The organism is Brevibacillus sp. RS1.1, from assembly GCF_013284365.1.
Taxonomy (GTDB): Bacteria; Bacillota; Bacilli; order Brevibacillales; family Brevibacillaceae; genus Brevibacillus; species Brevibacillus brevis_D.
Window position 1 is genome coordinate 48966 of record NZ_JABSVA010000001.1, and the last position, 25500, is coordinate 74465.

The 25500-nt window shown below is 47.3% G+C and carries 23 protein-coding genes; 19 read left to right on the top strand and 4 right to left on the bottom strand.

Features of this window, described 5'->3' with window-relative positions; all coding sequences use genetic code 11:
* The first annotated feature begins 16 nt into the window (after positions 1-16).
* The 3 genes from HP570_RS00065 to HP570_RS00075 are packed head-to-tail and all read left to right on the top strand — an operon-like array spanning position 17 to position 3057.
* Positions 17-1423, top strand: a complete 1407-nt coding sequence (locus HP570_RS00065) for an MBOAT family O-acyltransferase (RefSeq protein WP_173624515.1) — start codon at positions 17-19, stop codon at positions 1421-1423.
* A 15-nt stretch (positions 1424-1438) separates the two neighbouring features.
* Positions 1439-2575 (top strand): DHHW family protein, encoded by a 1137-nt coding sequence (locus HP570_RS00070; protein WP_173624516.1) that lies wholly within the window; start codon positions 1439-1441, stop codon positions 2573-2575.
* Between the two features lie 5 nt (positions 2576-2580).
* Positions 2581-3057: a DUF4358 domain-containing protein gene (locus tag HP570_RS00075; RefSeq protein WP_173624517.1), complete on the top strand. Its 477-nt coding sequence runs from the start codon at positions 2581-2583 to the stop codon at positions 3055-3057.
* Positions 3058-3162: 105 nt separating this feature from the next.
* Here HP570_RS00075 and HP570_RS00080 read toward each other — a convergent pair whose 3' ends face one another.
* Entirely contained in the window at positions 3163-4353 is a 1191-nt protein-coding gene (locus HP570_RS00080; protein ID WP_173624518.1) for a winged helix-turn-helix domain-containing protein, read from the bottom strand.
* Positions 4354-4752: 399 nt separating this feature from the next.
* On the opposite strand from HP570_RS00080, the gene HP570_RS00085 reads away from it, so the two are divergent.
* Positions 4753-6276 carry a YcdB/YcdC domain-containing protein gene (locus tag HP570_RS00085; RefSeq protein ID WP_173624519.1) on the top strand — a complete coding sequence of 508 codons (1524 nt, stop codon included), beginning with the start codon at positions 4753-4755 and terminating at the stop codon, positions 6274-6276.
* Between the two features lie 457 nt (positions 6277-6733).
* Positions 6734-8689 (top strand): GTP-binding protein, encoded by a 1956-nt coding sequence (locus tag HP570_RS00090; RefSeq protein WP_173624520.1) that lies wholly within the window; start codon positions 6734-6736, stop codon positions 8687-8689.
* 79 nt (positions 8690-8768) lie between these two features.
* On the opposite strand, the gene HP570_RS00095 is transcribed toward HP570_RS00090, so the two are convergent.
* Positions 8769-9401: a Crp/Fnr family transcriptional regulator gene (locus HP570_RS00095; protein WP_173624521.1), complete on the bottom strand. Its 633-nt coding sequence runs from the start codon at positions 9399-9401 to the stop codon at positions 8769-8771.
* Between the two features lie 32 nt (positions 9402-9433).
* Positions 9434-10081 carry a Crp/Fnr family transcriptional regulator gene (locus HP570_RS00100; protein ID WP_173624522.1) on the bottom strand — a complete coding sequence of 216 codons (648 nt, stop codon included), beginning with the start codon at positions 10079-10081 and terminating at the stop codon, positions 9434-9436.
* Positions 10082-10411: 330 nt separating this feature from the next.
* Between HP570_RS00100 and HP570_RS00105 the strand changes: the two genes are divergently transcribed.
* The 14 genes from HP570_RS00105 (at position 10412) to HP570_RS00170 (ending at position 24178) form a co-directional block, all read left to right on the top strand.
* The gene (locus tag HP570_RS00105) at positions 10412-11899 is read left to right on the top strand and encodes a 4-hydroxyphenylacetate 3-hydroxylase family protein (RefSeq protein WP_173624523.1); all 1488 of its coding nucleotides are present in this window, start codon (positions 10412-10414) and stop codon (positions 11897-11899) included.
* A gap of 28 nt (positions 11900-11927) precedes the next feature.
* The gene (locus tag HP570_RS00110) at positions 11928-12464 is read left to right on the top strand and encodes a 3-hydroxyanthranilate 3,4-dioxygenase (protein ID WP_173624524.1); all 537 of its coding nucleotides are present in this window, start codon (positions 11928-11930) and stop codon (positions 12462-12464) included.
* Positions 12455-13459 carry an amidohydrolase family protein gene (locus tag HP570_RS00115; protein ID WP_173625111.1) on the top strand — a complete coding sequence of 335 codons (1005 nt, stop codon included), beginning with the start codon at positions 12455-12457 and terminating at the stop codon, positions 13457-13459. Before HP570_RS00110 ends, HP570_RS00115 begins: the two co-directional genes overlap by 10 nt.
* Positions 13456-13917, top strand: a complete 462-nt coding sequence (locus HP570_RS00120; protein WP_173605974.1) for a RidA family protein — start codon at positions 13456-13458, stop codon at positions 13915-13917. The genes HP570_RS00115 and HP570_RS00120 overlap by 4 nt, the downstream gene beginning before the upstream one ends.
* A gap of 10 nt (positions 13918-13927) precedes the next feature.
* On the top strand, positions 13928-15394 hold the full coding sequence (locus tag HP570_RS00125) for an aldehyde dehydrogenase (protein WP_173624525.1): 1467 nt from the start codon (positions 13928-13930) through the stop codon (positions 15392-15394).
* A 29-nt stretch (positions 15395-15423) separates the two neighbouring features.
* The gene (locus tag HP570_RS00130; RefSeq protein ID WP_173624526.1) at positions 15424-16209 is read left to right on the top strand and encodes a 2-keto-4-pentenoate hydratase; all 786 of its coding nucleotides are present in this window, start codon (positions 15424-15426) and stop codon (positions 16207-16209) included.
* Between the two features lie 22 nt (positions 16210-16231).
* The gene (locus HP570_RS00135) at positions 16232-17119 is read left to right on the top strand and encodes an acetaldehyde dehydrogenase (acetylating) (protein ID WP_173624527.1); all 888 of its coding nucleotides are present in this window, start codon (positions 16232-16234) and stop codon (positions 17117-17119) included.
* 31 nt (positions 17120-17150) lie between these two features.
* Positions 17151-18173: a 4-hydroxy-2-oxovalerate aldolase gene (dmpG, locus tag HP570_RS00140; RefSeq protein WP_173624528.1), complete on the top strand. Its 1023-nt coding sequence runs from the start codon at positions 17151-17153 to the stop codon at positions 18171-18173.
* A gap of 12 nt (positions 18174-18185) precedes the next feature.
* Entirely contained in the window at positions 18186-18974 is a 789-nt protein-coding gene (locus tag HP570_RS00145; RefSeq protein ID WP_173624529.1) for a 2-keto-4-pentenoate hydratase, read from the top strand.
* Between the two features lie 157 nt (positions 18975-19131).
* Positions 19132-19743, top strand: coding sequence for a TetR/AcrR family transcriptional regulator (locus tag HP570_RS00150; protein ID WP_173624530.1), 612 nt, complete (start codon positions 19132-19134; stop codon positions 19741-19743).
* Positions 19740-20408 (top strand): YqeB family protein, encoded by a 669-nt coding sequence (locus HP570_RS00155; protein WP_173624531.1) that lies wholly within the window; start codon positions 19740-19742, stop codon positions 20406-20408. Before HP570_RS00150 ends, HP570_RS00155 begins: the two co-directional genes overlap by 4 nt.
* 217 nt (positions 20409-20625) lie before the next feature.
* Positions 20626-21486 (top strand): MBL fold metallo-hydrolase, encoded by an 861-nt coding sequence (locus tag HP570_RS00160; RefSeq protein ID WP_173624532.1) that lies wholly within the window; start codon positions 20626-20628, stop codon positions 21484-21486.
* 221 nt (positions 21487-21707) lie between these two features.
* Positions 21708-22274: an SLOG family protein gene (locus HP570_RS00165; RefSeq protein ID WP_173624533.1), complete on the top strand. Its 567-nt coding sequence runs from the start codon at positions 21708-21710 to the stop codon at positions 22272-22274.
* 425 nt (positions 22275-22699) lie between these two features.
* Positions 22700-24178, top strand: a complete 1479-nt coding sequence (locus HP570_RS00170; protein ID WP_173605987.1) for an FMN-binding glutamate synthase family protein — start codon at positions 22700-22702, stop codon at positions 24176-24178.
* 77 nt (positions 24179-24255) lie between these two features.
* On the opposite strand, the gene HP570_RS00175 is transcribed toward HP570_RS00170, so the two are convergent.
* On the bottom strand, positions 24256-25347 hold the full coding sequence (locus HP570_RS00175) for a LuxR C-terminal-related transcriptional regulator (protein WP_173624534.1): 1092 nt from the start codon (positions 25345-25347) through the stop codon (positions 24256-24258).
* Positions 25348-25500 lie beyond the last annotated feature (153 nt).

Here is a 25500-nt window from a genome sequence, read left to right on the forward strand (position 1 = left end):
CGGGAGGAAACGAACGTTGGTATTCAGCAGTCTGATTTTTCTGTTTCAATTTTTGCCCGCCGTGCTGCTCGTTTATTATTTGTCGCCCAATAAGCTGAGAAATGCTGTTCTGTTCGCAGCGAGCCTCATCTTTTATGCATGGGGCGAACCGGTATATATCATCCTCATGATTTTTACAACGGTATTTGATTATATCAACGGGCTTGTGATCGACAAGTACAGACACCGTAAGCCGATCGCCAAAGTAGTGTTGTTCATTTCCATCTGCGGTAGTTTGGCGATTCTCGGTTTCTTCAAATATGCCGGGTTTGTCGTTTCGAATGTAAATGATCTATTTGGTCTGCATATTCAGGTGGCTGATCTGCCACTACCCGTCGGTATTTCCTTTTATACATTCCAAACGATGTCCTATGTAGTGGATGTATATCTTGGTAAAGTGCCGGCACAACGAAATTTCGTCGCTTTCGGCACTTACGTCACGATGTTTCCTCAACTGGTCGCAGGTCCCATCGTCAAATACGGAGATATTGCGGAGCAGCTGGTCTTTCGTAAAGTGACGCTGGAGAGGTTCGGCGAAGGAACGGAATGGTTCATCCGGGGATTGGCCAAAAAAGTACTGCTCGCCAACAATATCGGACTCTTATGGACCAATGTGAAGTCGACGCCGATGGAGGAATTGACGGTCCTTTCCGCGTGGCTCGGCATTTTGGCGTTTACGTTTCAAATTTATTTTGATTTCAGCGGGTATTCGGATATGGCGCGCGGGCTCGGCAAAATGTTCGGTTTTGAATTCCCGGAAAACTTCAACCATCCGTATATTTCACGAAGCGTCACAGAATTTTGGCGCAGATGGCATATTTCCCTCGGTTCCTGGTTCCGGGAGTATGTCTATATTCCGCTCGGCGGCAACCGGTTTGGCTTGGGCAAGCAGTTCCGAAACCTCTTGATCGTATGGTTCTTAACGGGACTGTGGCATGGGGCGAGCTGGAACTTTATCGTATGGGGCTTGTATTTCGGCTGTTTCGTTGTGTTGGAGAAGCTGTTTTTGCTGAAATGGCTGAAGCATTGGCCCAACTGGGCAGGACATCTCTACACGCTGCTGATTGTCGTCGTCGGGTGGGTCTTTTTTGAATTCGAACATTTGCCTTCCGCGTGGATTTTCATCAGTACGATGTTTGGTTTCGGAGCGCACGAATGGGTGGATCGCCAGGCGCTCTACGAACTGACGACGTATGGGGGATTGCTCGTTCTGTTGGCCTTATGCGCGACACCGCTACCAGGGAAAGTATGGGAGCAAATGAAAACACGATGGAATTCGGTAGGCATGATCGCTGCTCTAGCATTTTCTATCATTAGCTTGGTTTTGTCGTCCGCTTATTTGGTCTTTGAGGATTACAATCCATTCTTATATTTTCGGTTTTGAGAGGAGGGAGAGGCCTTGACCAGCTATGACAAACGGACACGAACCGTGACGGGCTTGTTGTTCTTGCTGTTTATCCTCGTGGTGGCTGTTTTGAACATACTGACTCCTGATCAGGCGTTCTCGGAGTCGGAAAACAGGGTGCTAGAAAAGAAGCCGCCATTTTCACTACGATCACTGCTGGCGGGGAAGTTCACTTCTGATTACGAAGCTTATATCACCGATCAATTTGCTTTCCGGGACGTTTGGATCGGGCTAAAAACGGATGCGGATCGTGTTATGGGCAAAAAGGACAGCAACGGCGTTTATCTGGGCAAGGATGGATACCTGATTCAGCATTTCTCATCGCCGCTCGATGCCGAGGTGAATGACAGGGTTCAGGCCATTCAGTCGATTCACCAGACAACACCTGACCTTCGCAAGTACATCATGCTGGTACCAACCGCCGCGTTGCTTCAGGATAAACTCCCTGCCTACGCGCCAATGGGCGACGAGCATGCTGCGCTCAATCGAGTTCGGCAATCGCTTCCATCTGATATTCGCTTCGTTGATGTCTATCCCGCGCTGTCTGCCGGACGCGAAGATGCCATTTTTTATAAAACAGATCATCATTGGACAAGCAAGGGCGCTTATGATGCCTATCGGGTGTTGTGCAAGCAGATGGGGATTGTTCCAAAAGACGAAGCTGCGTTCAACATTCGGCAGGTGACGGATGCATTCTACGGATCACTCTATTCGAAAAGCGGCTTTCGTCATCTACAGCCCGATCGTATCGATCTCTATCTGCCGAAGGAGGAACGCAAAAAGAAGGTGGACTACGTGGACGAAGGACGTACTACGGATTCCTTGTACCAGATGGATAATCTGTCCAAAAAGGATAAGTATACAGTATTCCTGAACGGCAACCATGCACTGGTACGAATCACAACGGACCATCCGGACGGGAAGAAGCTGCTAGTCGTGAAAGATTCGTACGCCAATAGTCTGATTCCCTTTTTGGCCGAACACTTCGCGGAGATTGATGTCGTAGACCTTCGATATTATGAGGAATCCGTAGCGAAGCTTATCCAAGATCGGCAGTTTCACGACATGCTATTCCTTTACAATGTCAAAACGTTTTTTGAAGACACCTCTATTCTGAACATCATGGAGTGAATGGAATGAAGCGATTTTTGTTTTTACTACTACTTATGTTTGTAATCGGAATGGGAATGTTGACCGGATGCTCCAGTGACGGCGGGACTTCCGAAGAACTTTCGTCCGCCGAAGTGGGAGAAAGAATTCAACAAACAGTAAGCTTACAGAATATGAAGCAAGGGGATCTGACGAAACTGCAGAAGTTGTATCAGATCGAGGCAGACAAAGTGGAGGATTTCATTCTGTACACGGCTTCATCCAATGTAAAAGCGGATGAACTGGCTGTTATCAAAGTCAAAGATGCGAGCGATACCGAACATGTAATAGAGAAAATACAACAACGGATCGAGGCCCAAACAATCAAATTGAAAGACTATCGCCCAGAGGAGTATTTTCTCATCGAAAAACATGTTTTGAAGACGAGTGGGCCGTTTATTTTATTCGCGGTGTCGAAAGACGTGGATCAAATAGAATCTGTGTTTGACGAAGTGATGAAGTAAATGTCTGGTGAAAATAGTGTTTCAGACTGGAGTTGTTGATCTAACGCGGTAGTGTAAGACCTTGGAAATAAAGTCTTAGACTACCGCTGGTGTTTTGCTTGCTATTCAAATTAACGTTGTCGAAATCGTCTCGCATCCGTTAAAAAATGCGAAATTTTGAAAACAATTGTTCAAAGCTGTTCGCAATTGCTTTGTTGGCTTTATGTCGTTCTCGTACCAGATGTTTTTAACAACGAGCGTCCCGGCTTTTCGTTCCACGATTACCTCGGCTCGTCCGATGAAGCTCTCTCCGTACAATAGAGGCAGCACATAATAGCCGAATTTTCGTTTGATTGCAGGCGTGTAAATCTCCCAAGTATAATCGAAGCCAAACAATTTGTTGATCAGCTTTCTGTCCCATATCAAATTGTCCAGCGGAGCAATCAGCTCGCAGCGTAATTTCGGCGATGGATTTTGCAGGACGGCTTCAATAAGCGGCAAATCCTCCGTGCGACAGTATAGCGTATCCTTCATTTGTTCTACGGTAACAGCAACAATGCGATCTTCGTGTAACAGTTGGCGGAAAACCTCGTTGCGCTGCTCCGCTTTCAATCCCCATATATTCAGCCAGGCATCGGATGCGCGATTCCATAAAAGGCCAACAGCGCCGATTCGACGCAGTACCCGCAACTTGTGATGCTCAAGCTCGTCCTCCAGTGGCTCCGGTGCATTTAGCAGGTTTGGCGGTATGTACTTCTCGGCAATATCGTAGTATTTACGCGTTCCTTTTTTATGATGGATAATCAACTCGCCTGTCGAGTACATCTGTTCTAGCACCGATCGCGATGTATTGTTTCCGCTGCTCCAGTGGATGGCCGATTGCCAAGTGAAATCTCCATCCAATTTCAGTTCATCCGAACTTAGCGTACCGTGATTTTGAATATGAGTCCGTACTTGCGCTGTCAAGCCCTCCATTTCGGGATAGCGCTTGGCATGTTGTCGGGCGGCTTGCCTGTATCGCTCAAAATACGGCCAGTCCTCGATAGGGATAATGGCCAAATTCTTGTCGGGATAATCGATCAGGAATCTATCTTGATACAGCAATTCGTCAAGCATATTCTTGGTAAATCCTTTAATTCGCGACTGCAGAACCAGTTCGGCGTTTTTTCCGCAAACATCGATGGGATCAAATTGAATACAGCCGACCTGCCGCACAAAATCCATTACGCCCTGCTTTCCGGTAAACTGATATTCGCCCAACAGCCCGTGCTTCATTAACAGAAATTGCCGTGCTTGGCGGTTCGTCAATTGGATCATGTACGCGTCGACTCCTTAACGAAACAAACGGGAGAAGCTTGCACATGCTGATGGATGGCGAAGTTGCTTATCACAATAAAGTTACGATTTGCTTCTTGCCATAATGGCAGTATTTCAACCACGCCTATTCCCCCTATCTGTAGGAATATAAACAAAATGCGAACTAATGTTCTTGTTATATTTTACCATTGTCTGAAGCATAAAAACAAGAGCTATTGAAAAATAACTGCCCGTTAGTTTAATAACTTGCCGCCAGTACCCTTAACTATAAAAGGACTTATCCTGATTTTTACAGGGTGGGTCCTTCTCTGACTTATCATCGTTATATTCGAATCGAACTGTAACCTTTTGGAATTTCAAACGAATAACGTAAAGAAAACATTTCCAGGAGGTACGAAGATGAGAATGATGAATCGAGCTATCCTGTCATTAATCGTTGCTTCTGTAGTAGCAACAACGCCAGTGTGGATGGCTGAATCGGGTTTCGCGGAAGGAAAAACAAAAGCTGTTGATCCAACAATATTAGACAATATTAACAAGACAATAGATAAATTATCCAAGGCACTTCCCTATATGAAAGAATTGCCTAATCAAACGATGGCTATCAATGAAAAAAGCGGTGTGGTCGTAGTCACACGAACAAATAAAGCCGACAGATCCGCGCCGCAGCTGACCATCTATTTGGATAGGAGAAGCGGAGAAGTAAACAGCTTCGATTTGGAAGTGGAGGTTCCCAACAAAGAAGACAAGTTTTCTTTGGAGGTCCAAAAGGAAAAAGCGCAGACATTTCTGAAGGAATTATTCGGGCAGCTGGCAACGGAGCTGCAATTCGATGAGAGTGAATCGAAGAGAGTAAATGAAGTGGTATTTAGAAGAGTGATCAATGGCGTCCCTTATCTAAACCAGAATGTATTTGTTGATGTGAACTCACAGGGGCAAATTGTCAGCTTAAACAAAGATGAAAATGGCTCTTACCTTGTCGATGTCTCTAAGTTCCCCGAACCAACGAAGGCTATTTCGTTAGAACAAGCGGAAAATGCCCTGACTAGCATGATGAAGCTCGTATATCGTCTGGGTCCAGCAGGTAACGATCCCGTTTTAACCTATCAACCCATGTGGTCCGGTTATATGGATGCCCAGACTGGCATGTCGCTAGAAACGAGGAGTGCACAATTTCAACCTTTATCAGGTCAGTTGTCCCCCGCCATCCCGCTAACCCATGGCAATCAAAAATTAATGGCTAAAAACAAAGATGAGGCTGTTGCTCTTTTGAAAAGCATCGTCGGTTTGGATTCTGCCGGAGCAGCTTTTTCGGAACAGAGCTTCTCTGACCGCATGCGTGAAGGCATGAAGGAATTTAGATGGCAAAAAGGTGAACAGAGCGGTTTTGTGATCGTTCAGGAGAAAACAGGGCAAGTAAAGTCAGTAGGTGTGGAAGAGAAGACGAAGATTGAACGCAAAGTTACTAGAAAAGTAACGCGTGAAGACGCTCAAAAGACTGCTGTTCAGCTTTTGCAAACTTATTTGAACACGGATACCAAAATGATTGTATCAGAAGTCAATAGCTACTATTGGCAAGGGGATCATTATACTTTTACGTTTTATCCAACCGTTCACGATATCCCGATCGTTGATCAAACCTATGCGGTCACGATTAATGGTGAAACAGGCATGCCAGTGCAAATGAGTGGGGAATTTGGACACAGGAAGCTGAACTTGCCCACCCCCAACAAAGCAGTAAGTGCTGAACAGGCGGCAAAAGAGTACCTCAAGTATCATCCGCTTAAACTGGTATACATGAAGCCTATCATTGGCGGACAAAAAGCTGAACTTCCCGTCCTTGCCTACATAGCAGAGCGAAATGAACAAGCAGGAGACAGCATCGATGCTTTTACAGGTCAAATCATCCAGCATAAAGAATGAGTAATCAAGTGCTTGCTTCTTAAGAAAACGAGAAGCAAGCACTTGTTTTCAAAAGAGGAGGGAGCCGATGCATCGAAAACGGTAACCCTATTCGCTACCGTTTTCATACGGACCCATTTATCTTACACGGAAAAACACCAAAACATTATCTCTTGATAACACACGTTGGAACCCGTTATTCAAAAGACAACGTGCAGCTGGACCCACACGTCTACCAATCATTAAAAATCGGATGCATGGTGCGGCACTTCCAATGATGCTAACGTCGCGAATAATTCGCCTCCGTACGCCATGCACTACGGTACGTCTGAAAAGGATCAGGATTCGAATGGGGGAAGCTTGGCAACTGATACGAGCCTGTAGGAAATGAAAATGTGCGAAACTATTCTTCTGCTCCATTCTTATGTTTTAATGAGAAAAGAAAAATGCAGTCGAGTAGCTATGGAAGAGGGATAACATGAAGCGTCTAACGATCGGCTTGTTTGCCCATGTGGATGCGGGCAAGACTACTTTCGCCGAACAGTTGCTATACCATACGAACAGCATCCGGTCACGGGGCCGGGTGGATCATCAAGATGCCTTTTTGGATAGCCACGATATCGAGAGGAAAAGAGGCATTACCGTGTTCGCCGATCAGGCGGTTATGCACCATCAGGGCGACGTTTATTATTTAATCGACACACCCGGACACGTCGATTTTTCTTCTGAGATGGAGCGGGCGATCGGGGTAATGGATTACGCTATCGTGATTGTCAGTGCGGTAGAAGGTGTTCAGGGTCATACCGAGACAGTTTGGCAGTTGTTGCGCAAACATCGGATACCGACATTTTTCTTTATCAATAAAACAGATCGGATCGGCGCGGATGCCAGCAGGACGGAAGAGGAGATACGCAGTCAGTTGACAGGGGATGTCTGTTCCATCAAGGACAGCTTCGACAACGGTATCGTCGCTGAGGGGCTGCGAGAGATGCTGACGGAGCGGAACGACTCATTGCTAGAAGCGTTCATAGAGGAAAGAGAGGATCAAGCTTTTTGGCTGGGGGCCTTGCAGGAGATGATACGGGAAGGACGTCTTTTTCCCTGCGCTTACGGCTCGGCACTACAAGATGATGGCGTTTTAGAATTCCTGAATCAACTGTCCTTGTTGACGACCGCGTCCTACGACGAGACAGCTCCATTCGGGGGGCGCATTTATAAAATTCGACACGCAGCAAACGGATTGAGACTAACGTTCGTCAAAGCGCTGAGTGGCAACCTGAAGGTACGGGAGCTGCTCAGCTATGAGAGCGGTGGACTTCGATACGAAGAGAAGATTACACAAATCTTATTGTTTACGGGTAGGAAATCACACTCGGTTGAACAAGTAACTGCTGGCGATTTGTTCGCGGTCGTCGGCTTGTCCGAGGCCAAAGCTGGTCAAGGGGTGGGGCTCTACTCAGACAATTTTGCTTATGAGACCGAGCCGACGCTACAGTCGAAAGTACAGTTTGATGGTTCGCTTCACGTGCAGCAAGTGCTAGGTGCGTTTCGCATTCTAAATGCGGAGGACCCGTCTTTGAATGTGGTTTGGGAAGAGAGTTTGCAAGAGATTCACATTCGCGTCATGGGTCTGATCCAATTAGAAGTGCTGGAGCAGGTGGTGAAGGAACGCTTCGGTTTCGATGTCTCTTTCGGTCAACCGGAAATCTTGTATAAAGAAACGATACAGTCTGCTGTGACAGGATATGGACATTTCGAGCCGCTCAGGCATTACGCGGAAGTGCACCTCCTGCTTGAACCAGGAGAGCGAGGCAGCGGGCTACACTTCACTAGTGTATGTCATCCTGATGAACTGAGTTTTAACTATCAGAATCTGGTTCAGTCTCATCTCTACGAACGGGAGCATCATGGGCTATTGACAGGCATGCCGGTCACCGACATGAAAATTACGCTCCTAAGGGGTCGTGCGCATAACGAACATACGCATGGGGGTGACTTTCGTGAGGCCACCTTCCGCGCGCTGCGTCAGGGGCTGGAGAAAGCGGAGAATATGGTGTTAGAACCTTATTATTACTTCAAAATAAAGGTGGGAATGAACGAGATGGGGAGGGTACTGTCGGATGTTCAGCGCGCCTCCGGTTCGTTCGAGCCACCGCAGATGTCGGACACGCATGCGGTCATTACAGGAAGGGTGCCCGTAGCTACATTCATGAATTACAGCACCGAATTCGCTTCTTTTACGCATGGACGTGGTAGCATCCGCTGTGTATTTGGCGGATACGATCGCTGCCATAACGCGGAGGAAGTAATCGAAAGGAAAAGCTATGAAAAGGACGCAGATCCTGTTTATACATCCTCTTCGATCTTTTGCGCCAAGGGGGCAGGCTACTCAGTACCGTGGGACGAGGCAGAAGCAAAGATGCATCTGCTCTAAGCAGAACCGAGCAGGGCTGTACCAAGAGTTTCAAAGGATATATAGAATGCAGATGGGGCGAGCCTGAGGAGGCTTCGCCCTATTTACATTGGATGCGAGAATAAACCCGACGCAATCCCTCTATATTCACAACTCGGATGACACTACGTCCAGAAAGCTCAATCAAGCCTTGCTGGCGCCATTTCTGCAAAGTCTTGTTCACTGTCATGCGAGACGTATCAATATAGCGTGCAAAAGACATCTGATCAATAGGGATATGATTACTTCCGTGCACAGCTACCAGCTTGAGCAGATAATTCGCCATCGCAAGCTCAATTGGACTGTCAGTAAACGCGATGATTTCAGCCAGGAGACGGAGCTTATCGATTTGTGAATGGGTGAAGATCACGGCCGACTGTGGGTGGTCTTGACATATGCGCGCTAAGTCGTCGTCAGAGAAAAAGTGAATGACGGAAGGAGAGGTCGTTATGGCTGATGTCAGGTATGAGCCGTTGTAAGCGCCGTGCTCCCCAAACAACCCACCTGTGGGAATGTAATCGATAGACCGCTCATGCCCGTTCTCAGATAAAAGAGTGATCTTTACGCTCCCTTTGTCTAGATAATAAAATCCAGTCCCCACATCGCCTTGATGGTAGATCGTTGTGTGTTTTCCCATTTCGATCTTCTTGCCATACATGAGGTACGGAGTCCACTGATAGCGAAGACAGGCCATTGTGACCACCTTTCACATTGATTTGCTTTTGCTTACACTGTGCGAGCGGTGTGTGTCGTGAATTGTGGAGGCTTTAGCATATCTGGGCGTTTAACGACAAAGGATCGGTTTTTGATTTCAATGATGCCCTGTTCCTTCCATGCCTTCAGGATTTTGTAGACAGTAATACGGGTGAGGCCAGCACATTCAGCCAGCTCTTGTTGAGTGAGGGGAACCTCGTGGTTTTTAAAGTCTTCGCAAATGTTGAGGAGGAGACGAGCGATTTGCTCTTCTGAAGTCAGCGCTTTCATGTTGATGGCGGTTAGGAGAATCCGCATTTTTTGATTGATTGTTTGCGTGAAAAGAGACAAGAGTTCGGGGCGTGCCTTCAGCATTTCGAGGAATTGCAAACAGGAGAAATGGTAGACGACTGCATTCTTGACAGCGATAGCCGTTGTGAAATGAGGTTGTTGATCCAGCGTTTGGAGTCCCATGATTTGACCAGGGACAACGATGTTCACCAGACGATCTTTCCCCTTGAAGGTAGAGGTCACAATCTTCACTAGTCCCTTATGAAGATAATAAAAGCCTTCTCCGATCATCTCTTGCTTATAGATAGCTGTTTTTCCTTTCACAAATTGGCGTGTGCCGTATTCTAAAAGGGTTTCCCATTTTAAATCCGTTTCAAAAGAGGATACCATTATCACCGCTCCTTTCCTCATCAATGATCTGGCCCTTCCCATCACCCAACATTAAGTCTTAATTTTCTGAACTTATCTCTCTTGATTATATGAAAATAAAAAGCTCCTTACCAATCTTTCAACGTGTAAATGATGTGTATTCGAAAGAAAAACAGAAATGATGTTAATTCGTTTACACATCCTCAGTTGCCCATGAATCAGGTGATCGGTATTTTACATTTTTCTGCCGTGATGTTAAGTGGGTTACATTTTTCAGAAAAGACAGACATTATAATCCGGTTTAAGAACAAAAACGTCTCAACCAACAAAAATCTACTGGGAGGAATTTGGGTGGGAATCCGTACAGGTGACCAATACATCCGGGGCTTGGGATCACGGCAACCGGAGATTTGGCTGCAAGGCAGAATGGTGACAAACGTATGTGAGGAAGCTGTTTTTCGACAGCCAATTCATGAAATAGCCAAATTGTATAACATGCAGCATGACGAGAAGTACCAGGACAAGATTACGCATATTTGTCAGGAGACTGGTGAGCGAGTGAACAACGCCTTTCTCGTTGCAAAGACCCCTGAGGAATTGCAGGCGAAACGAGTCTTGTACGAAACCTATGCGGAAGCCACTTTTGGCTTGATGGGAAGAACGCCCGATTTTCTCAATGTCGTCTTGACGTCGCTTTACAGCAATGCGTCTTTCTTGGAAAGGTACAACCCGCAATGGGCGGAAAATGTGAAAAATTATTACAAGTATGTGCGCGACCAAGACCTTTTTTTAACGCATGCCATTATCAATCCGCAAAATGACCGCAGCAAGTCCTCGCACGAACAAAACGATGCCTACACCCATTTGGGGGCAGTAGAGGAGACGCCAGATGGGCTGATTGTCAAAGGAGCAAAAATGCTCGCGACACTGGCGCCGATCACGGATGAAGTCATCATTTATTCATTCCCTGGGTTCCAGCCAGGAGATGAGCGTTACGCCTTGGCATTTGCCATTCCGATTGACACGCCGGGCTTGCGCATCATTTGTAGAGAGCCCATGCAGGATGGAATTCGTTCCGTTTATGACCATCCTTTGGCATCACGCTTCGAAGAAATGGATGCTCTTCTTGTCTTTCATGACGTACTCGTACCTTGGGATCGCTTATTCCTTTACAACAATGTAGAAGCGGCCAACCTGCTTTATCCAAAGACAGGCATTGGACAGCAGCCAGCGCACCAGACAGGAGTGCGAGGACTGTTGAAGCTCCAATTTGCCACAGAAGTTGCCATGCGGCTGGCAGACTCTATCGGAGTAGACGTCTATCCGAATGTCCAAAACCATCTCGGAGAACTGGCGCAATCGTTGGAATCGGTTAGAGCGCTCCTGAGGACAGCCGAGCAGGACTACGAGACCTTGCCGTCTGGCGAGCTCATGCCGGGTTACGTACAGCTCGAAACCATTCGCGGACTCCTTCCGAAGCTGTACCCGCGTGCGATCGAAGTCATCCAGATTATTGGTGCAGGCGGATTTCTCATGTCCCCGACTGACTCTGACATGGAGCATCCCAAGTTGGCGGAGGATATGGAAAAGTTTTATGCGGGACGAAAGGGTATCTCTGGTACAGATCGTGTTCGCCTGTTTAAGCTCGCTTGGGACCTGTGCGGGGAAGCCTTCGGACAGCGTTTGCTGCAATACGAACGGTACTATACCGGTGACCCGGTGCGGAAATTGGCGATTTTTTACAACAACTATAAGAAGTCTCATGCCTGCACGATGGTGGATGATGCGCTCAGCGTTTTTGCTACCAAAACAGCATCGCAGACGAAGCAGGTTCTTTAAACAAATAAAAACAGGGAGGGTATAGAGCATGCGTACATTGGCACCGGTCCATTTGTGGAAGTTTATCGAGGATCACATCGATCAGCTCAAGCCACCAGTGAATAACAAAGTGATTTGGAAAGATGCAGAACTAATGGTCATGGTAGTGGGAGGACCGAATAAGCGGCGGGATTTTCACATTGATCCATCCGAAGAAGTCTTTTACCAGCTCAAGGGCGATTGCTTCGTCGAGATCATCAATCAGGATGGAAAGCGTGAGATCATCACAGTAAAAGAAGGCGAAATGTTCCTTCTTCCTGCGAATGTCCCGCATTCCCCACACCGGATTGCGGATACGATCGGCCTCGTGATAGAGCGCAACAGAAATGAGGGAGAACTAGAGGATTTTGCTTGGTTCTGTGAAAACTGCGACCACGAAATGCATCGCGTACGGATTCAACTGACCAACATAGAGGTACAGGTAAAAGAAGCGATCGAAGGCTTCAACAGCAATCTGGAGCTGCGGACATGCCACAAATGCGGGCACATCATGTCTCCGGAAGCGAGTGAGTGGAAATGCGAGTAGACTTCCATACCCACATTATTCCAGAGGACCTTCCCAACCTGGCTGAACGATTTCATGGAGAGCGCTGGCCAGTTCTGCATCGCACTTGCACATGCGGGGCAACTATCATGGTCGGAGGAAAAGTCTTTCGCGAAGTGACGGATCAAGTGTGGGATCCCCAAAAACGGATTCATGACATGCAGCAGGAAGGCGTGGATAGGCAGGTGTTGTCACCCATTCCCGTCACGTTTTCCTATTGGGCCAAGGCAGCCGAAGCCGAAGTGATGGCGCGGATTCAAAACGATTTTATCGCAGAGACGGTCAACCAGCATCCGAAGCATTTCATCGGATTGGGTACTGTTCCCATGCAAGACACCGAGGCAGCCATTCGGGAAATGGATCGCTGCATGCACGAGCTCGGCCTGAGAGGAATCGAAATCGGTACCAACATAAATGGCAACAATCTGGACGACCCGGGACTGATTCCTTTTTTTGAAAGCTGTCAGACATGGGATGTGCCGCTCTTCGTACATCCATGGGAGACGCTGGGGAGAGAACGGATGCCGCGGCACAACCTGATGTACACCGTCGGGATGCCAAGCGAGACAGCGCTTGCCGCAGCAAGTCTTATCCTGGGAGGCGTGATCGAGAGGTTTCCGCGCCTGAAAATCTGCTTTGCCCATGGCGGCGGCTCTTTTCCTTATATTCTACCCAGGCTAGACCAAGGCTGGAAGGTATGGCCGCATCTGCGTCTGACCGAACAACCGCCTAGTGTGTACGCAAAACAATTCTACTTTGATTCCTTGACGTACGACCCACTGAACATCTCATACATGATGAAGCGCTTTGGCGAAGATAAAATCATGATGGGATCGGATTATCCCTTCCTGCTTCGTGAAACACCTCCCGGGGAAGTCATCGATCATACATTGGAGCTGACGGATGGACAGAAACGGGCGTTGCTGGGTGAAAACGCGCTTCGCTTCCTGAACATAAAGGAGATGAACGGACTGTGAAGCATCAGACTGAAACGCCGGAGCAACGTCTACAGGCTATGGGCCTTGCTTTGCCCGAACCGAGACAGTCGGCCGGTAATTATGTCGGTTGTGTCCAAGCGGGTAATCTCCTCTTTCTGGCAGGCCAAGGGACAAACGAATATCGAGGGAAGCTGGGACAGGATGTCACGATAGAGGAAGGCTACCTAGCTGCCAGACAGTGCATGCTCAATCTGCTGGCTGTTGCCAAGCATGAGTTAGGTGAGCTGGGGAGAGTCAAACGAGTGGTCAAAATACTCGGATTCGTTAACAGCGATCCAGCTTTCATCGATCAGCCTACAGTCATGAATGGGGCATCCGATTTGTTGGTAGAGCTTTTCGGAGACAAAGGCAGGCATGGGCGGTCCGCTGTAGGAATGGCCCAACTCCCGCTAAATAACGCCGTAGAAGTAGAGATGATCTTGGAAATCGAGAATTAGGAGGGTTCCCATGAGTCAGACCGCCAAGGAAAACTATGTACGAAAAGACGCCAAGCTTTTCATAGACGGCGATTACGTGGACGCTGTTTCCGGTGAAACCTTCGATACAATCAACCCAGCGACAAATCGCAAGCTGGCTTCTGTGGCCAATGCAAGTGAGCAGGATGTAAAAAGGGCGATCGACGTGGCGCAGCGTACGTTTGAGTCAGGCGTTTGGAGTGAGTTGCCTGTAGATGAGCGCGCCAAGATTCTCTGCAAAATGGCTGACCTAGTGATGGAGCGTGTGGACGAACTCGCTTTGGTGGAAACGCTCGATGTCGGCAAACCAATCAAAGAAAGTCGGGGCTTCGATATTCCCAGGGCGGCGGCAAATTTGCGATTTTTTGCCGAAATGGCCAAATACATGGTCCATGAGCATTATGAAATGCGCCATTTTATGTCCTACGCCAAATATGCTCCGGCAGGTGTGACAAGTCTGATCATTCCATGGAATTTGCCCTTCATGCAGATGACCTGGAAAGCATCGGCGGCTTTAGCGGCAGGAAATACCGTCGTTGTAAAGCCAGCCTCGTACACGCCTCTCTCGGCGGTGATGCTCGGAGAAATTGCCAATGAAGCAGGTCTGCCTCCTGGCGTGCTCAACATCCTCACTGGTCCGGGCGGGACTGTCGGGACGACGATGACGACGCATCCCCATGTACGCCGGATCTCTTTTGTGGGAGAATCTAGCACCGGCAAGACCGTTATGAGGAATGCCGCTTCGCATCTGATTCCAGTATCGCTCGAATTAGGAGGCAAATCAGCCAATATCGTATTTGAGGATGCCAATCTTGATGAAGCGGTAAAAGGGTCGGTCGAGGCGATATTCCGCAACCAGGGTGAGATTTGTCTGGCAGGTTCGCGATTGTTGGTGCAACAAAGCATATATGATGAGTTTCTGGACAGATTTGTGGCGGCTGTTCAAAGGATCAAGGTGGGAAATCCGCTGGAACCAGACACAGATATGGGAGCGTTGGTTTCCCGCAGTCACTTAGAGACGGTGGAGCACTACATCCAGATCGGACTGGAGGAAGGAGCCAAGCTCGGTCACGGCGGAAAACGGCTCAGCGCGCTGGGTGACGGCAATTTCCTAGAGCCAACCGTTCTTTATGATGTAGACAACAAATTGAGGGTGGCGCAGGAGGAGATTTTCGGTCCGGTCATCGTAATCATTCCATTTCGTACAGAAGAAGACGCTATTCGAATCGCCAATGATTCGGCTTACGGCCTGGCAGGTGTGGTTTGGACCAACGACCTGCGGCGCGCACATCGCGTAGCTGATCGAGTACAGTCAGGTCTTTTATGGATCAATTGCTGGTATGTGCGGGATTTGCGTACTCCGTTTGGCGGTGCCAAGGACAGCGGGATTGGCCGCGAAGGCGGGCGTCACAGCTTCGAATTCTACTCCGAGGTCAAGACCGTCACCATGAAATTATAGCGAGAAGAACAAATCAGGGAGGGAGCCGTGTGGACATAGAAAAAATCACGCGATTCGCCGATCATTTAGCGGCGGCGAGTCGTGAAGGTGTAGGAGTCGCGCCACTCACTTTACTGGATCCGAAAATCACCGAAATAGAGGCATACCATGTGCAATTGAAGACGATTGAGCGAAAAGTGACAGCAGACGCGAGGATTACAGGGAAGAAAGTCGGTCTGACCTCTCGTGCCATGCAGACATTGCTTGGCGTGGAACAGCCAGACTATGGACATCTATTGGACGACATGGTCGTGGAAAACAACGGTGAACTGCCTTTCGAGCATGTGATTTCGCCAAAGGTAGAAGCAGAAATCGCCTTCCTGCTGAAGCGCGATCTGGAAGGACCACATGTAACCATCTATGACGTCTTAATGGCAACAGAATATGTAATCCCCGCCTTGGAAATCGTGGACAGCCGTATAGCCAACTGGCAAATCAAGCTCGAAGACACCATTGCGGACAATGCATCGTCGGGCTTCTACGTGCTAGGTGGACATCCCGTGAAACCGCAAGATCTGGATCTTCCTCTGGTAGGGATGGCGTTTTATAAAAATCAGGAGCTGGTCAATACCGGTGTAGGTGCCGCCGCATTGGGCAATCCCGCATCCTGTGTGGCGTGGTTAGCGAATAAGCTGCACGAATTAGGGATTACACTCAAAGCAGGAGAAATCATTTTGTCCGGTGCGTTATCGGCTGCGGTTGAAGCTAAGCCTGGCGATGTATTTCATACACGGATTGCTGGACTTGGTTCCGTAGGAGTCAGGTTTGGCAAGTAAAAAATAGGAAAGGAGTGCCTGTATGAGGAAAGTAAAAGTAGCCATACTCGGGTCGGGTAACATCGGGACAGACCTGATGATCAAGCTGGGAAGATCGCCAATTCTTGAACTGACGTCCATGATTGGAATTGATCCTGATTCGGATGGTCTGCGTAAAGCAAAGGCAGCTGGATACTACGTATTTGAGGGCGGATTACAACCATTTTTGGAAAGCGGTGCGGAACTTGCGGATATCGTCTTTGACGCTACGTCAGCCAAAGCACATATTCTGCATGCCAAGGCGCTCCGGGAGGCAGGAAAGTTCGCCATCGATCTGACGCCTGCTGCTGTGGGGCCCTACGTAGTACCATCTGTGAATCTCGGTGCGCATTTGAATGAAACGAACATCAATCTGATCACATGCGGCGGCCAGGCTACGATTCCGATCGTTCATGCGATAGGGAGTGTGAGTCCAGTCAGTTATGCAGAGATCGTGGCCACTATTTCCAGTAAAAGCGCGGGTCCTGGCACACGTTCCAACATCGATGAATTTACAGAGACGACCGCCCAAGGTATCGAAGCGATCGGCGGAGCGAAGAAAGGCAAGGCGATCATCATCCTGAATCCGGCGGAGCCACCGATCCTGATGAGGGATACGGTCTATGCCGTAGTGGACGAAGGTGCGGACCGACAGGCGATCGTGAAGGCTATTCACCAGACCGTTGCCTATATTCAATCATACGTTCCTGGTTACCGCCTGCGCTCAGAACCGATCTTTGATGAAAGCAAAATCACTGTTTTTTTGGAAGTGGAAGGCGCGGGTGACTACCTCCCTACTTATTCAGGCAATCTGGATATCATGACGGCGACAGCGGTGAAGGTAGCAGAGGAGTATGCCAAGCATGCTGTCGGCATCGGCACGAGTATGTAGCTATAGCCATGAATGAAAGGAGGGACCGCAAATGACTCGTGATATTGTGATCACTGAGGTAGCGCTTCGAGATGGAAGCCATGCGATCAATCACCAGTTTACCGTGGAGCAAGTAGTCGAGGTGGCCCGTGCATTAGATGAAGCGAACGTACCGTACATTGAAGTCTCCCATGGAGACGGATTGGCGGGATCATCCCTGCAGTATGGGCTATCCAGGACCCCTGAACTGGAGCTGATCGAGGCTGCCGTTTCCGTTTGTAAACAAGCGAAAGTGAGCGTGCTCTTGCTGCCGGGAATCGGCACGATCAAAGATTTGAAGACGGCTGCAGCGCTGGGGGTAGGCATGGCAAGAATCGCCACACATGCGACCGAAGCGGACGTCTCCGCTCAGCATATTTATCAGGCGAAAGAGCTTGGCTTGACGACAGTTGGCTTTTTGATGATGGCGCATATGGCTGCTCCGGAAAAACTGGTGGAGCAAGCTAGACTCATGCAAAGCTACGGAGCCGATGTCGTGTACATTGTTGATTCAGCTGGCGCTCTGCTACCTGATCAAGCAGGGGAACGAGTCCGAGCATTGAAGCAATGTCTGCATGTTCCCGTTGGCTTCCACGCACACAACAATTTGTCTTTAGCCATGGCCAATACGCTCGTTGCCATTCAAGAGGGTGCCACCTGGATTGACGGCAGTGTTCGGTGCTTGGGTGCAGGTGCGGGCAATACACAAACCGAGGTTCTTCTTGCTGTATTGGATCGTATGGGCATTCAGACAGGCGTCGATCTGTACAAAATGATGGACCTGGCAGAGGATATCGTTTCGCCGATTCTTCAAGTACCACAGGAGATTACCAGAGACGCCCTGGTTCTTGGATACGCGGGTGTCTATTCCAGCTTTCGGCTTCATGCCGAGCGTGCAGCCAGGAAATTCGGTATCGACTCCCGAGATATTTTGATCGAGTTGGGACGACGAAAGGTCGTGGGCGGACAAGAAGACATGATCGTGGATGTTGCAGCGGAAATCGCCCAACGGTACAGCTCTACCAAAATCAGATAGGGGGTGATCAGCGTGCAATCGGAACTATTGTACAAAAGGTTGGCTCAGAAGCTGGTGGATGCGGAGTTAAATAGGGAGGTGGTCGTGAAACTGACGGCTGAATACCCTGAGCTGACCGTGGAAGATGGTTATCGTATTCAAGATGAGTTGGTCTCCCTCAAGCTTGAGCAGGGACATCGAATCTTTGCCTCTAAAATGGGTTTGACCAGTCAGGTAAAAATGAAGCAAATGAATGTGCACGAACCGATTCGTGGGTACATTTTTGACTATATGAATATCGAGGACGGCATTCTGCCGATCAATGAATTGATTCATCCCAAAGTGGAAGCGGAAATCGCCTTTGTTTTGCGTGAGGATTTGGAAGGACCAGGCATCACGGAGGGTCATGTCCTGGCAGTCACTGATTATGTGGTTCCCGCACTAGAGATTATTGACAGCAGGTATGCGCAGTTCCAGTTTTCCTTGCCGGATGTCATTGCCGACAATACTTCATCTTCACGTGTGTTTATCGGATCGACCTGGAGAAAGCCTGATGATCTTGATCTCGATTTGGTTGGCGTTACTCTTTCGATCAATGGCGAGCTCAAAGACTTGGGCGCTGGTGCGGCGGTTCTCGGTCATCCAGCCCACGCGGTCGCGATGCTGGCGAACATGCTTGCTCGCGAAGGACGCAAGCTGCACAAGGGAGATTTGATATTGTCCGGGGGCATTACCGGTTCCCACCAACTACGGGAAGGGGATGTGGTAGTCGCCAAATGGGGTGGCCTCGGAAGCATTGAGTTTGTGGTGAAAACGAGATAGGCAGCAAGGCGAGGAGCCGAGAAGAATGCACGGGGTTATCCCGTATTCTCTCGGCTCCTTTTTATGTTGGGAAGCGAATCCCCTAATGAATCATCTTGACAGTCAGCGAAAGTAGGCGCTATTATCTAACTAACGATAGGTAGAAAATGGTGAAAAAATGAATAAAAGCGAAGCAACACGACAAAAAATTCTTGAAACGACTACATGGTTGATCGGGCAGTATGGAATTGAAAAAGCTTCCCTTTCCATGATTGCTCAGTCTGTAGGCATACAGAAGCCATCCATCTATTATTATTACGCTTCAAAAGAGGAACTAATAGACGCTGTATTCGCATGGATTTTAGATGGATATAGTTTTGAACAATACTTTCAGATTCATGAGTATACGAAAAAGAATTTTGTAGAGCAGATGGTTCGTGATGGCTTGCAATTGTTAGGTGAAGAGCCTACAGATGCACAAATGCTTGTTGTACAGGTATTAAATGAGTTTCTTTTATATGGAAACCGAGAATCTTCCCATAATAAAGAGTACCGATTAAAAATTAAGGCCATTCAGGAAGGCTTTATTGACGGTTTTTTTCGATTACTACAAAAAGGTGAAGAATTTGGTCACACTGATTCAAAAGGATTACGTGAAAAAGCATGTGTATTAGCGTTAACACTCGATAACTTATCAAACTATCCGCTGATCGGCATTCAACTAGATGTATCAGCTGTATGGAGAGAAACCGTTACAAGTGTATTATCTAAAAAAGGAGACTGTAAATGAGCAAGAATCATACAATATTACATTTTTCAAAAACGGATAAGGTTATCTTGTGGCTTGGTTTCCCGCTTATCGGTTTAGTGTTCGGCTGGTTTCTTCCGAGTATTGCTAAATGGGGCAGCTCTTTGCCATGGATACCCTTACAGGGACCCTTACAACTAATTGCCGCCTATAATGGAGCATGGGTTGGCATTGTTACGATGATCCTTGGTCTGATTGCGGGTATTGCCTTGACTCTACTCTCTTTCCATGAAAGCTTAGAAACGTCTGTCTACGATGATAAGGTTACATGTAAACTTAGAGATGATGAAATTCTTTTTAAAAAGAAGGATATCTCCCTGGTATTTATGGATAAAAAGCAATTGGTGTTTTTAGGTCATGATGAGAAGGAACTATTTCGTTCTAAGCAAGAGCTTACGAAAAACACAGTAGGTGCTGCATTTAGAAAGCATGATTATGCTTGGAGCGATACGGATCCATTTCAACATGATTTTAAAATATGGGTTGTGGATTCTCCTGACCTATCTCCTGCTGCGAATGCTCTATTAAAAGCAAGGGAAATAGCCATTGAAAAAGGAAATGATAAAGAAGCTTTCCAATTGGCTCAAGAACTTTGGAAACTAAGAGTATCCGTAAAAGAAAAGGACAAAAGGCAATATTATCGATAAAAACTAGCAGGTATTTCAATATTCTCGTTTTATGAGGCTGAGCAGCTTGAACTGCTTAGCCTCCATTTTATTTTCGAGTATCTACAAAGCCCCCTGGTAACACGGGCGTTTTTTGTTTGCGCGAGGGGAATTGTTGTGTGATAACATGGAAAATATTGCCGAGTCATTCTGTAGATAGAAAATTACATTGGCGTATTTGGAAAGGGGAGTAGGGGAAATGTCCACGTTCGAACAAATTACCGAGCATATCTTGATTATGCATGCAAGCCATGACACGGATCGCCCCATCCTAGCAGCCATTACAGGGGAAAGAAAAACTCTCTTGATTGATGCTGGAAATTCACCGGCGCATGCCGCGTTATTTCGTCAGGAGTTGCAAAGGCTAGGCGTTCGCCTTCCAGATCTGCTCATACTGACTCATTGGCACTGGGATCATACATTCGGAATGTCAGAATGGGCTCTACCTACCATCGCGCAGGCAAAAACCGCACATTCATTGAGCAAGCTGATGAGGCTGAATTGGTCGGATGAAGTCATGGAACAGCTCTGTACGGCGAAGATCATCAATGCCAGCACGATGGCGAACATCAAAAAAGAGTACGGTAAGAACCGGGACTTGATCCGAATAGTCGAGCCGGATATCCTATTCGATGAATCGATTACGATCGACCTTGGTGGCGTGACATGTCAGGTGAACCTTGTCGGAGGGGATCATTCGGAAGATTCGTGCTATGTGTACGTAAAAGAGGATCAAACTCTGTTCTTGGGAGATGCCTTGGGGCCCTCTGTTTATGGCGGACCGCGCAGTTATACAGCCTCCCGTTTTCTGCACGTGTTGAAGCAAGCGTACCAGTCTGAAGCAATCCTTTTCGTGGAATCGCACGGCCGTCCATTGGATCGAGCTGCCTTTCAAAAGGAGCTCCGTGATTGGGAGCAGCTAGCTCTGCTCACAGAGCAATACGGGCAAAACAGAGAACGGATCGTAAGCGAGATGTGTACCTTCCTCCATGTGTCAGAGCTTCCTCATGAATTTTCTGAAGCTCTCGAATGGTTCATGGTAGGGGCTGCCTGCCAATGATTCGATTCATCGAGCTTACCGCGGCAACCATTCGGTGATATGTTCGTTCACCTAATGGATGGGGGCCAGATGATCCCTTTTATTATTCAATGACCCAGAGCCATCTATTGCTTCGATCCTACTAATGGAATTTGGTATATCAGGAACAGTCAGATCTTGTTATAATGGATGTTCAAATTTTAATTTGATGATAAAAAGGATCAGCGACATGAGGTGGTATCATGTTAAAACGGTTATTTGTTTCAGGATACAAGGCTCACGAGCTTGGAATATTTAATGAAAAAAATCCGGGATTTGCAATTATAAAGAAAGCACTGAAGCGGGAGCTCGTAAGATTCCTTGAGGAAGAGTTGGAATGGGTCATCATATCAGGTCAGCTTGGGGTAGAAATGTGGGCAGCCGAAACTGTTCTGGAATTAAAGAAGGAGTATCCACATCTAAAACTGGCGGTAATTACTCCATTTTTGAATCAAGAGGAAAGGTGGAAAGAAGAAACCCAGGATTACTACCGAAATATTGTGACGCAAGCCGATTATATCAATAGTGTCTATCAAACACCTTACCAAGGAGCTTGGCAGCTTGGAGAGAAAGACAAATTTTTGCTATCGAATTCAGATGGGATCTTGTTAGTTTACGATGAAGAAAACGAAGGCTCCCCGAAATTTTTAAGTAAGCTTGCCGCAAAAAAAGCGGATAGTAGCGATTATCAGTTTTTTCGAATTAACGCATATGACTTACAGGCCATTGCAGAGGAACAGCAGCAAGAATTATACAATGACTCCTTCTAATTAAACAGCGACAAACCTAGGTTATTTTTTTCGCACCACGCACAGCTCTCTGCGCGTGGTGTTTCGCTGCATGACAGCGGTCGGTCGACCACATTAGTCCCAAACTTCCTCTCCCATTTAGGACATTAGAGTTTGTACTAGAATTCTTGTCGCACCACGACAGCTCCTTTTGCATTTTTCGTCGATAGCCTCGCACCGGAGCATCTGTTTGTCTCAGGATGTACTGCTCAACGACGTTTTTGCGAGAATAAACTTGTCTAACTGGCTTATACTACAACCAGGAAAAAAAGAATACGATACTGCGGTAAGCCAAACGATGGTAAAACACAAAATTCTTGAAAATCCGCCACTATCGCTAACCTGCGCATGGATCATTCTTATCTGCATGTACGCTATTGCTAACGGTATCGAAGGGGAGAAGTATAATGGGAAGTAAATGGATGTCTTTTGACATCGGATCATTTACGGGTACAATGACAGCCATTCTATTTTCAGGAATTCTAGCGCTTATGTTTTCCAGGTCGTTGCTGCAATGGATCATTGGCCGGTTCACGAAGCGGCTCATGAATGAACGGTATCCCGAAAACATTTGGGAAATGGTAACGGCTTTGACTCGCCTGCCACCAAGAATTTTGATTGAAAATAGCTTGCGAGCTTCAGAAGGGGCCGTCATTGAAAGACCGTTTGGGAGTCCGCGTAAATTTCTTACTTACGACGGACTTATCTTTTCACCGGCACAACTGGCTACGTTAGTCACCCCTGAAGATGTAGATATAGATATGCGGATTACCATCGGACCTCAGGCAAAAAAACCTTTGTCGCTGGAAATACCCATTATGGCAGGGGGAATGGGGTATGGAATTGGTGTGTCAGAGAAAACAAAGATAGCGATTGCAAAAGGAACTGCTGCAGTCGGCACATTAACAAATACGGGTGAAGGGGGGTTTTTACCCGAAGAGAGACAAAACGCCAAACATCTAATTATTCAATACCACAGCGGTAAGTGGTCAAAAGAGCCAGAAATTCTCAAACAGGCCGATGCAATCGAAATCCATATCGGGCAAGGAGCTATTGCTGGTGCGGGGAGTTTTATCCCTTCGGAGTACGTTCAGGGAAGAGCCAGAAAAATCTTGAAAGTGGAGAATGATGATTATGTCGTGATTCCTTCCAGGCATAAGGATATCAATAAACCGCAAGATCTTCGTAAAGTAGTTGATCATCTGCGCGCCCTTACTGGTGGAATCCCCATTGGAGTTAAAATATGTGCAAGCGCAAAGATTGAAGCCGATTTAGAAGTCGCCATTTTTGCAGGGGTTGATTTTGTGAGCATCGATGGCGGACAGGCAGGATCTAAGGGCGGACCTCCCATCCTGGAGGACGATTTTGGAATTCCCACCATTTATGCCGTTTCACGTGCCGTACATTACTTACAAAAACGCGGGGTGAAGGAAAAAATCACCTTGTTAAGCGGAGGAGGGTACTTCACGCCATCTGATTGCTTGAAAGCATTTGCGTTGGGTGTTGATGGTGTCTATATGGGGACGGCACTCCTTTGGGCGATGACGCATGATCAGGTAACAAAAGCAATTCCTTGGGAACCTCCTACTCAACTTGTTTTTTATCCGGGAAGTTTAACTGCTCAATTTGATGAGCAAGAAGCAGCAAAGTATTTAGAGAACTTTCTTACGTCTTTTGTGGAGGAAATGAAAGTCGCGATTCTTGCATTGGGAAAAACATCTGTTCATCAAGTTGGCGTTGATGATCTTGCAGCCCTTGATGAATTGACGAGCAAGGTAACAAAAGTTCCTCTTGCCTATGAACCGTATATCCTGTCCAAAGAGTTTATGGACTCGCTATTGGTTCCGAGCGAGGATGACACTGATCAATTGAGGCCTATGCTGTGAGTGCGAATGCATTCACAGCTTTTTTAGTGTAGATCCCCTGCCGTATGCGCTTATCATCGCGTCATAAAAAGATGAAATTACCAGTTAATCTTGTAACACAAGCTCGTTCTGTTCGTTACTTCCATTTTCTTATATATATTTTGTAAGTGCCTTTTGACCGTATTCAGACTGATGTGTAATTCGCCCGAAATCTGCTTGTTTGTAGATCCTTGCTGCACAAGCTCGTAAACTTCCCACTCTTTCGGGGTCAGGAGGGCAAGCTTGTTACTGTCATGCGATGCAATTCGGCTGGCTACTTTGCTTTTTGGGACAAGGTATATGACATATTGAAGCTTTCTTTGATAGGAAGCTTGAGTCTGAAACGAGTGCTGGACATGTATCGTTACTTCCTGCAGTGTAGGTGAATGCACTGTCGTGACATAAGCGGGGAGCCTGTTGGTAGAATGGTCTGCCAAAAGCTGCCCAATAAAGGCTTTGATCGGATTCGTCCATGTATTTCCACGGGTCAATTCGATGCAAATGTCCCGGGCCGCCGGATTCACATAGCGGATAAAGGCAGGAGGCTCGACGATAATCATGCCGATGGAGGACATATTGGAATGGGTCTCAAACAGTATTTTTTCGTTCTCCATCTCTTCCACACGTGTATGCATGGCCAAGGTATTGGCAATATGCTTGGCAAGGATCCCTAATATTTGGGCATCATCAGCGGTAAACCCTTTTTCCTGTTTGGAGCGTGCCAATCCAATACCGCCCACCAATTTATTTTCCTTTTCCAGATAAACACTAATCATATCGTAGTTTCCGTATACTTGCATAAATTGTTTATAGTAAACAGATTGTTCATATTCCTCATAGGACATGATGTCATTGATCCGCAAAGCCTTACTGGTAGAAATCCGGTGAAGAATCTTTTGGGGATGCAGCAAATCGAATTGAAAATAATAGGAAACATATTCTTGGATTAGTCGGTCCTCGACGTTATAGGTGAGCGGATCGCATAAATTGCCTTGTCTGTCAGCTGTCCAAAAGATAGATCTGTTAAAACCAAATAGTTGCGACAGCGAAAGCAATACCTGCTTGCGAAAACTCTCTGCGGGAACCAGCATGGAGTCGATAAATTGTAGAACTTTCAAATAATCTGTTTTCAATGCGCCCTTATCCAGCAAATTGTTTTCCCCCTTATGGTACCAGGTTTCCACAATCATAATACATACGCCCATTGGCAGCAACGGCCTGACGGGGTGAGGAGACGAGCGCAAAAATCACCCTTTTGGGTAATAGGCAGCGTTTTCAGCTTTTGTCATAATAAAGCTCAAGCA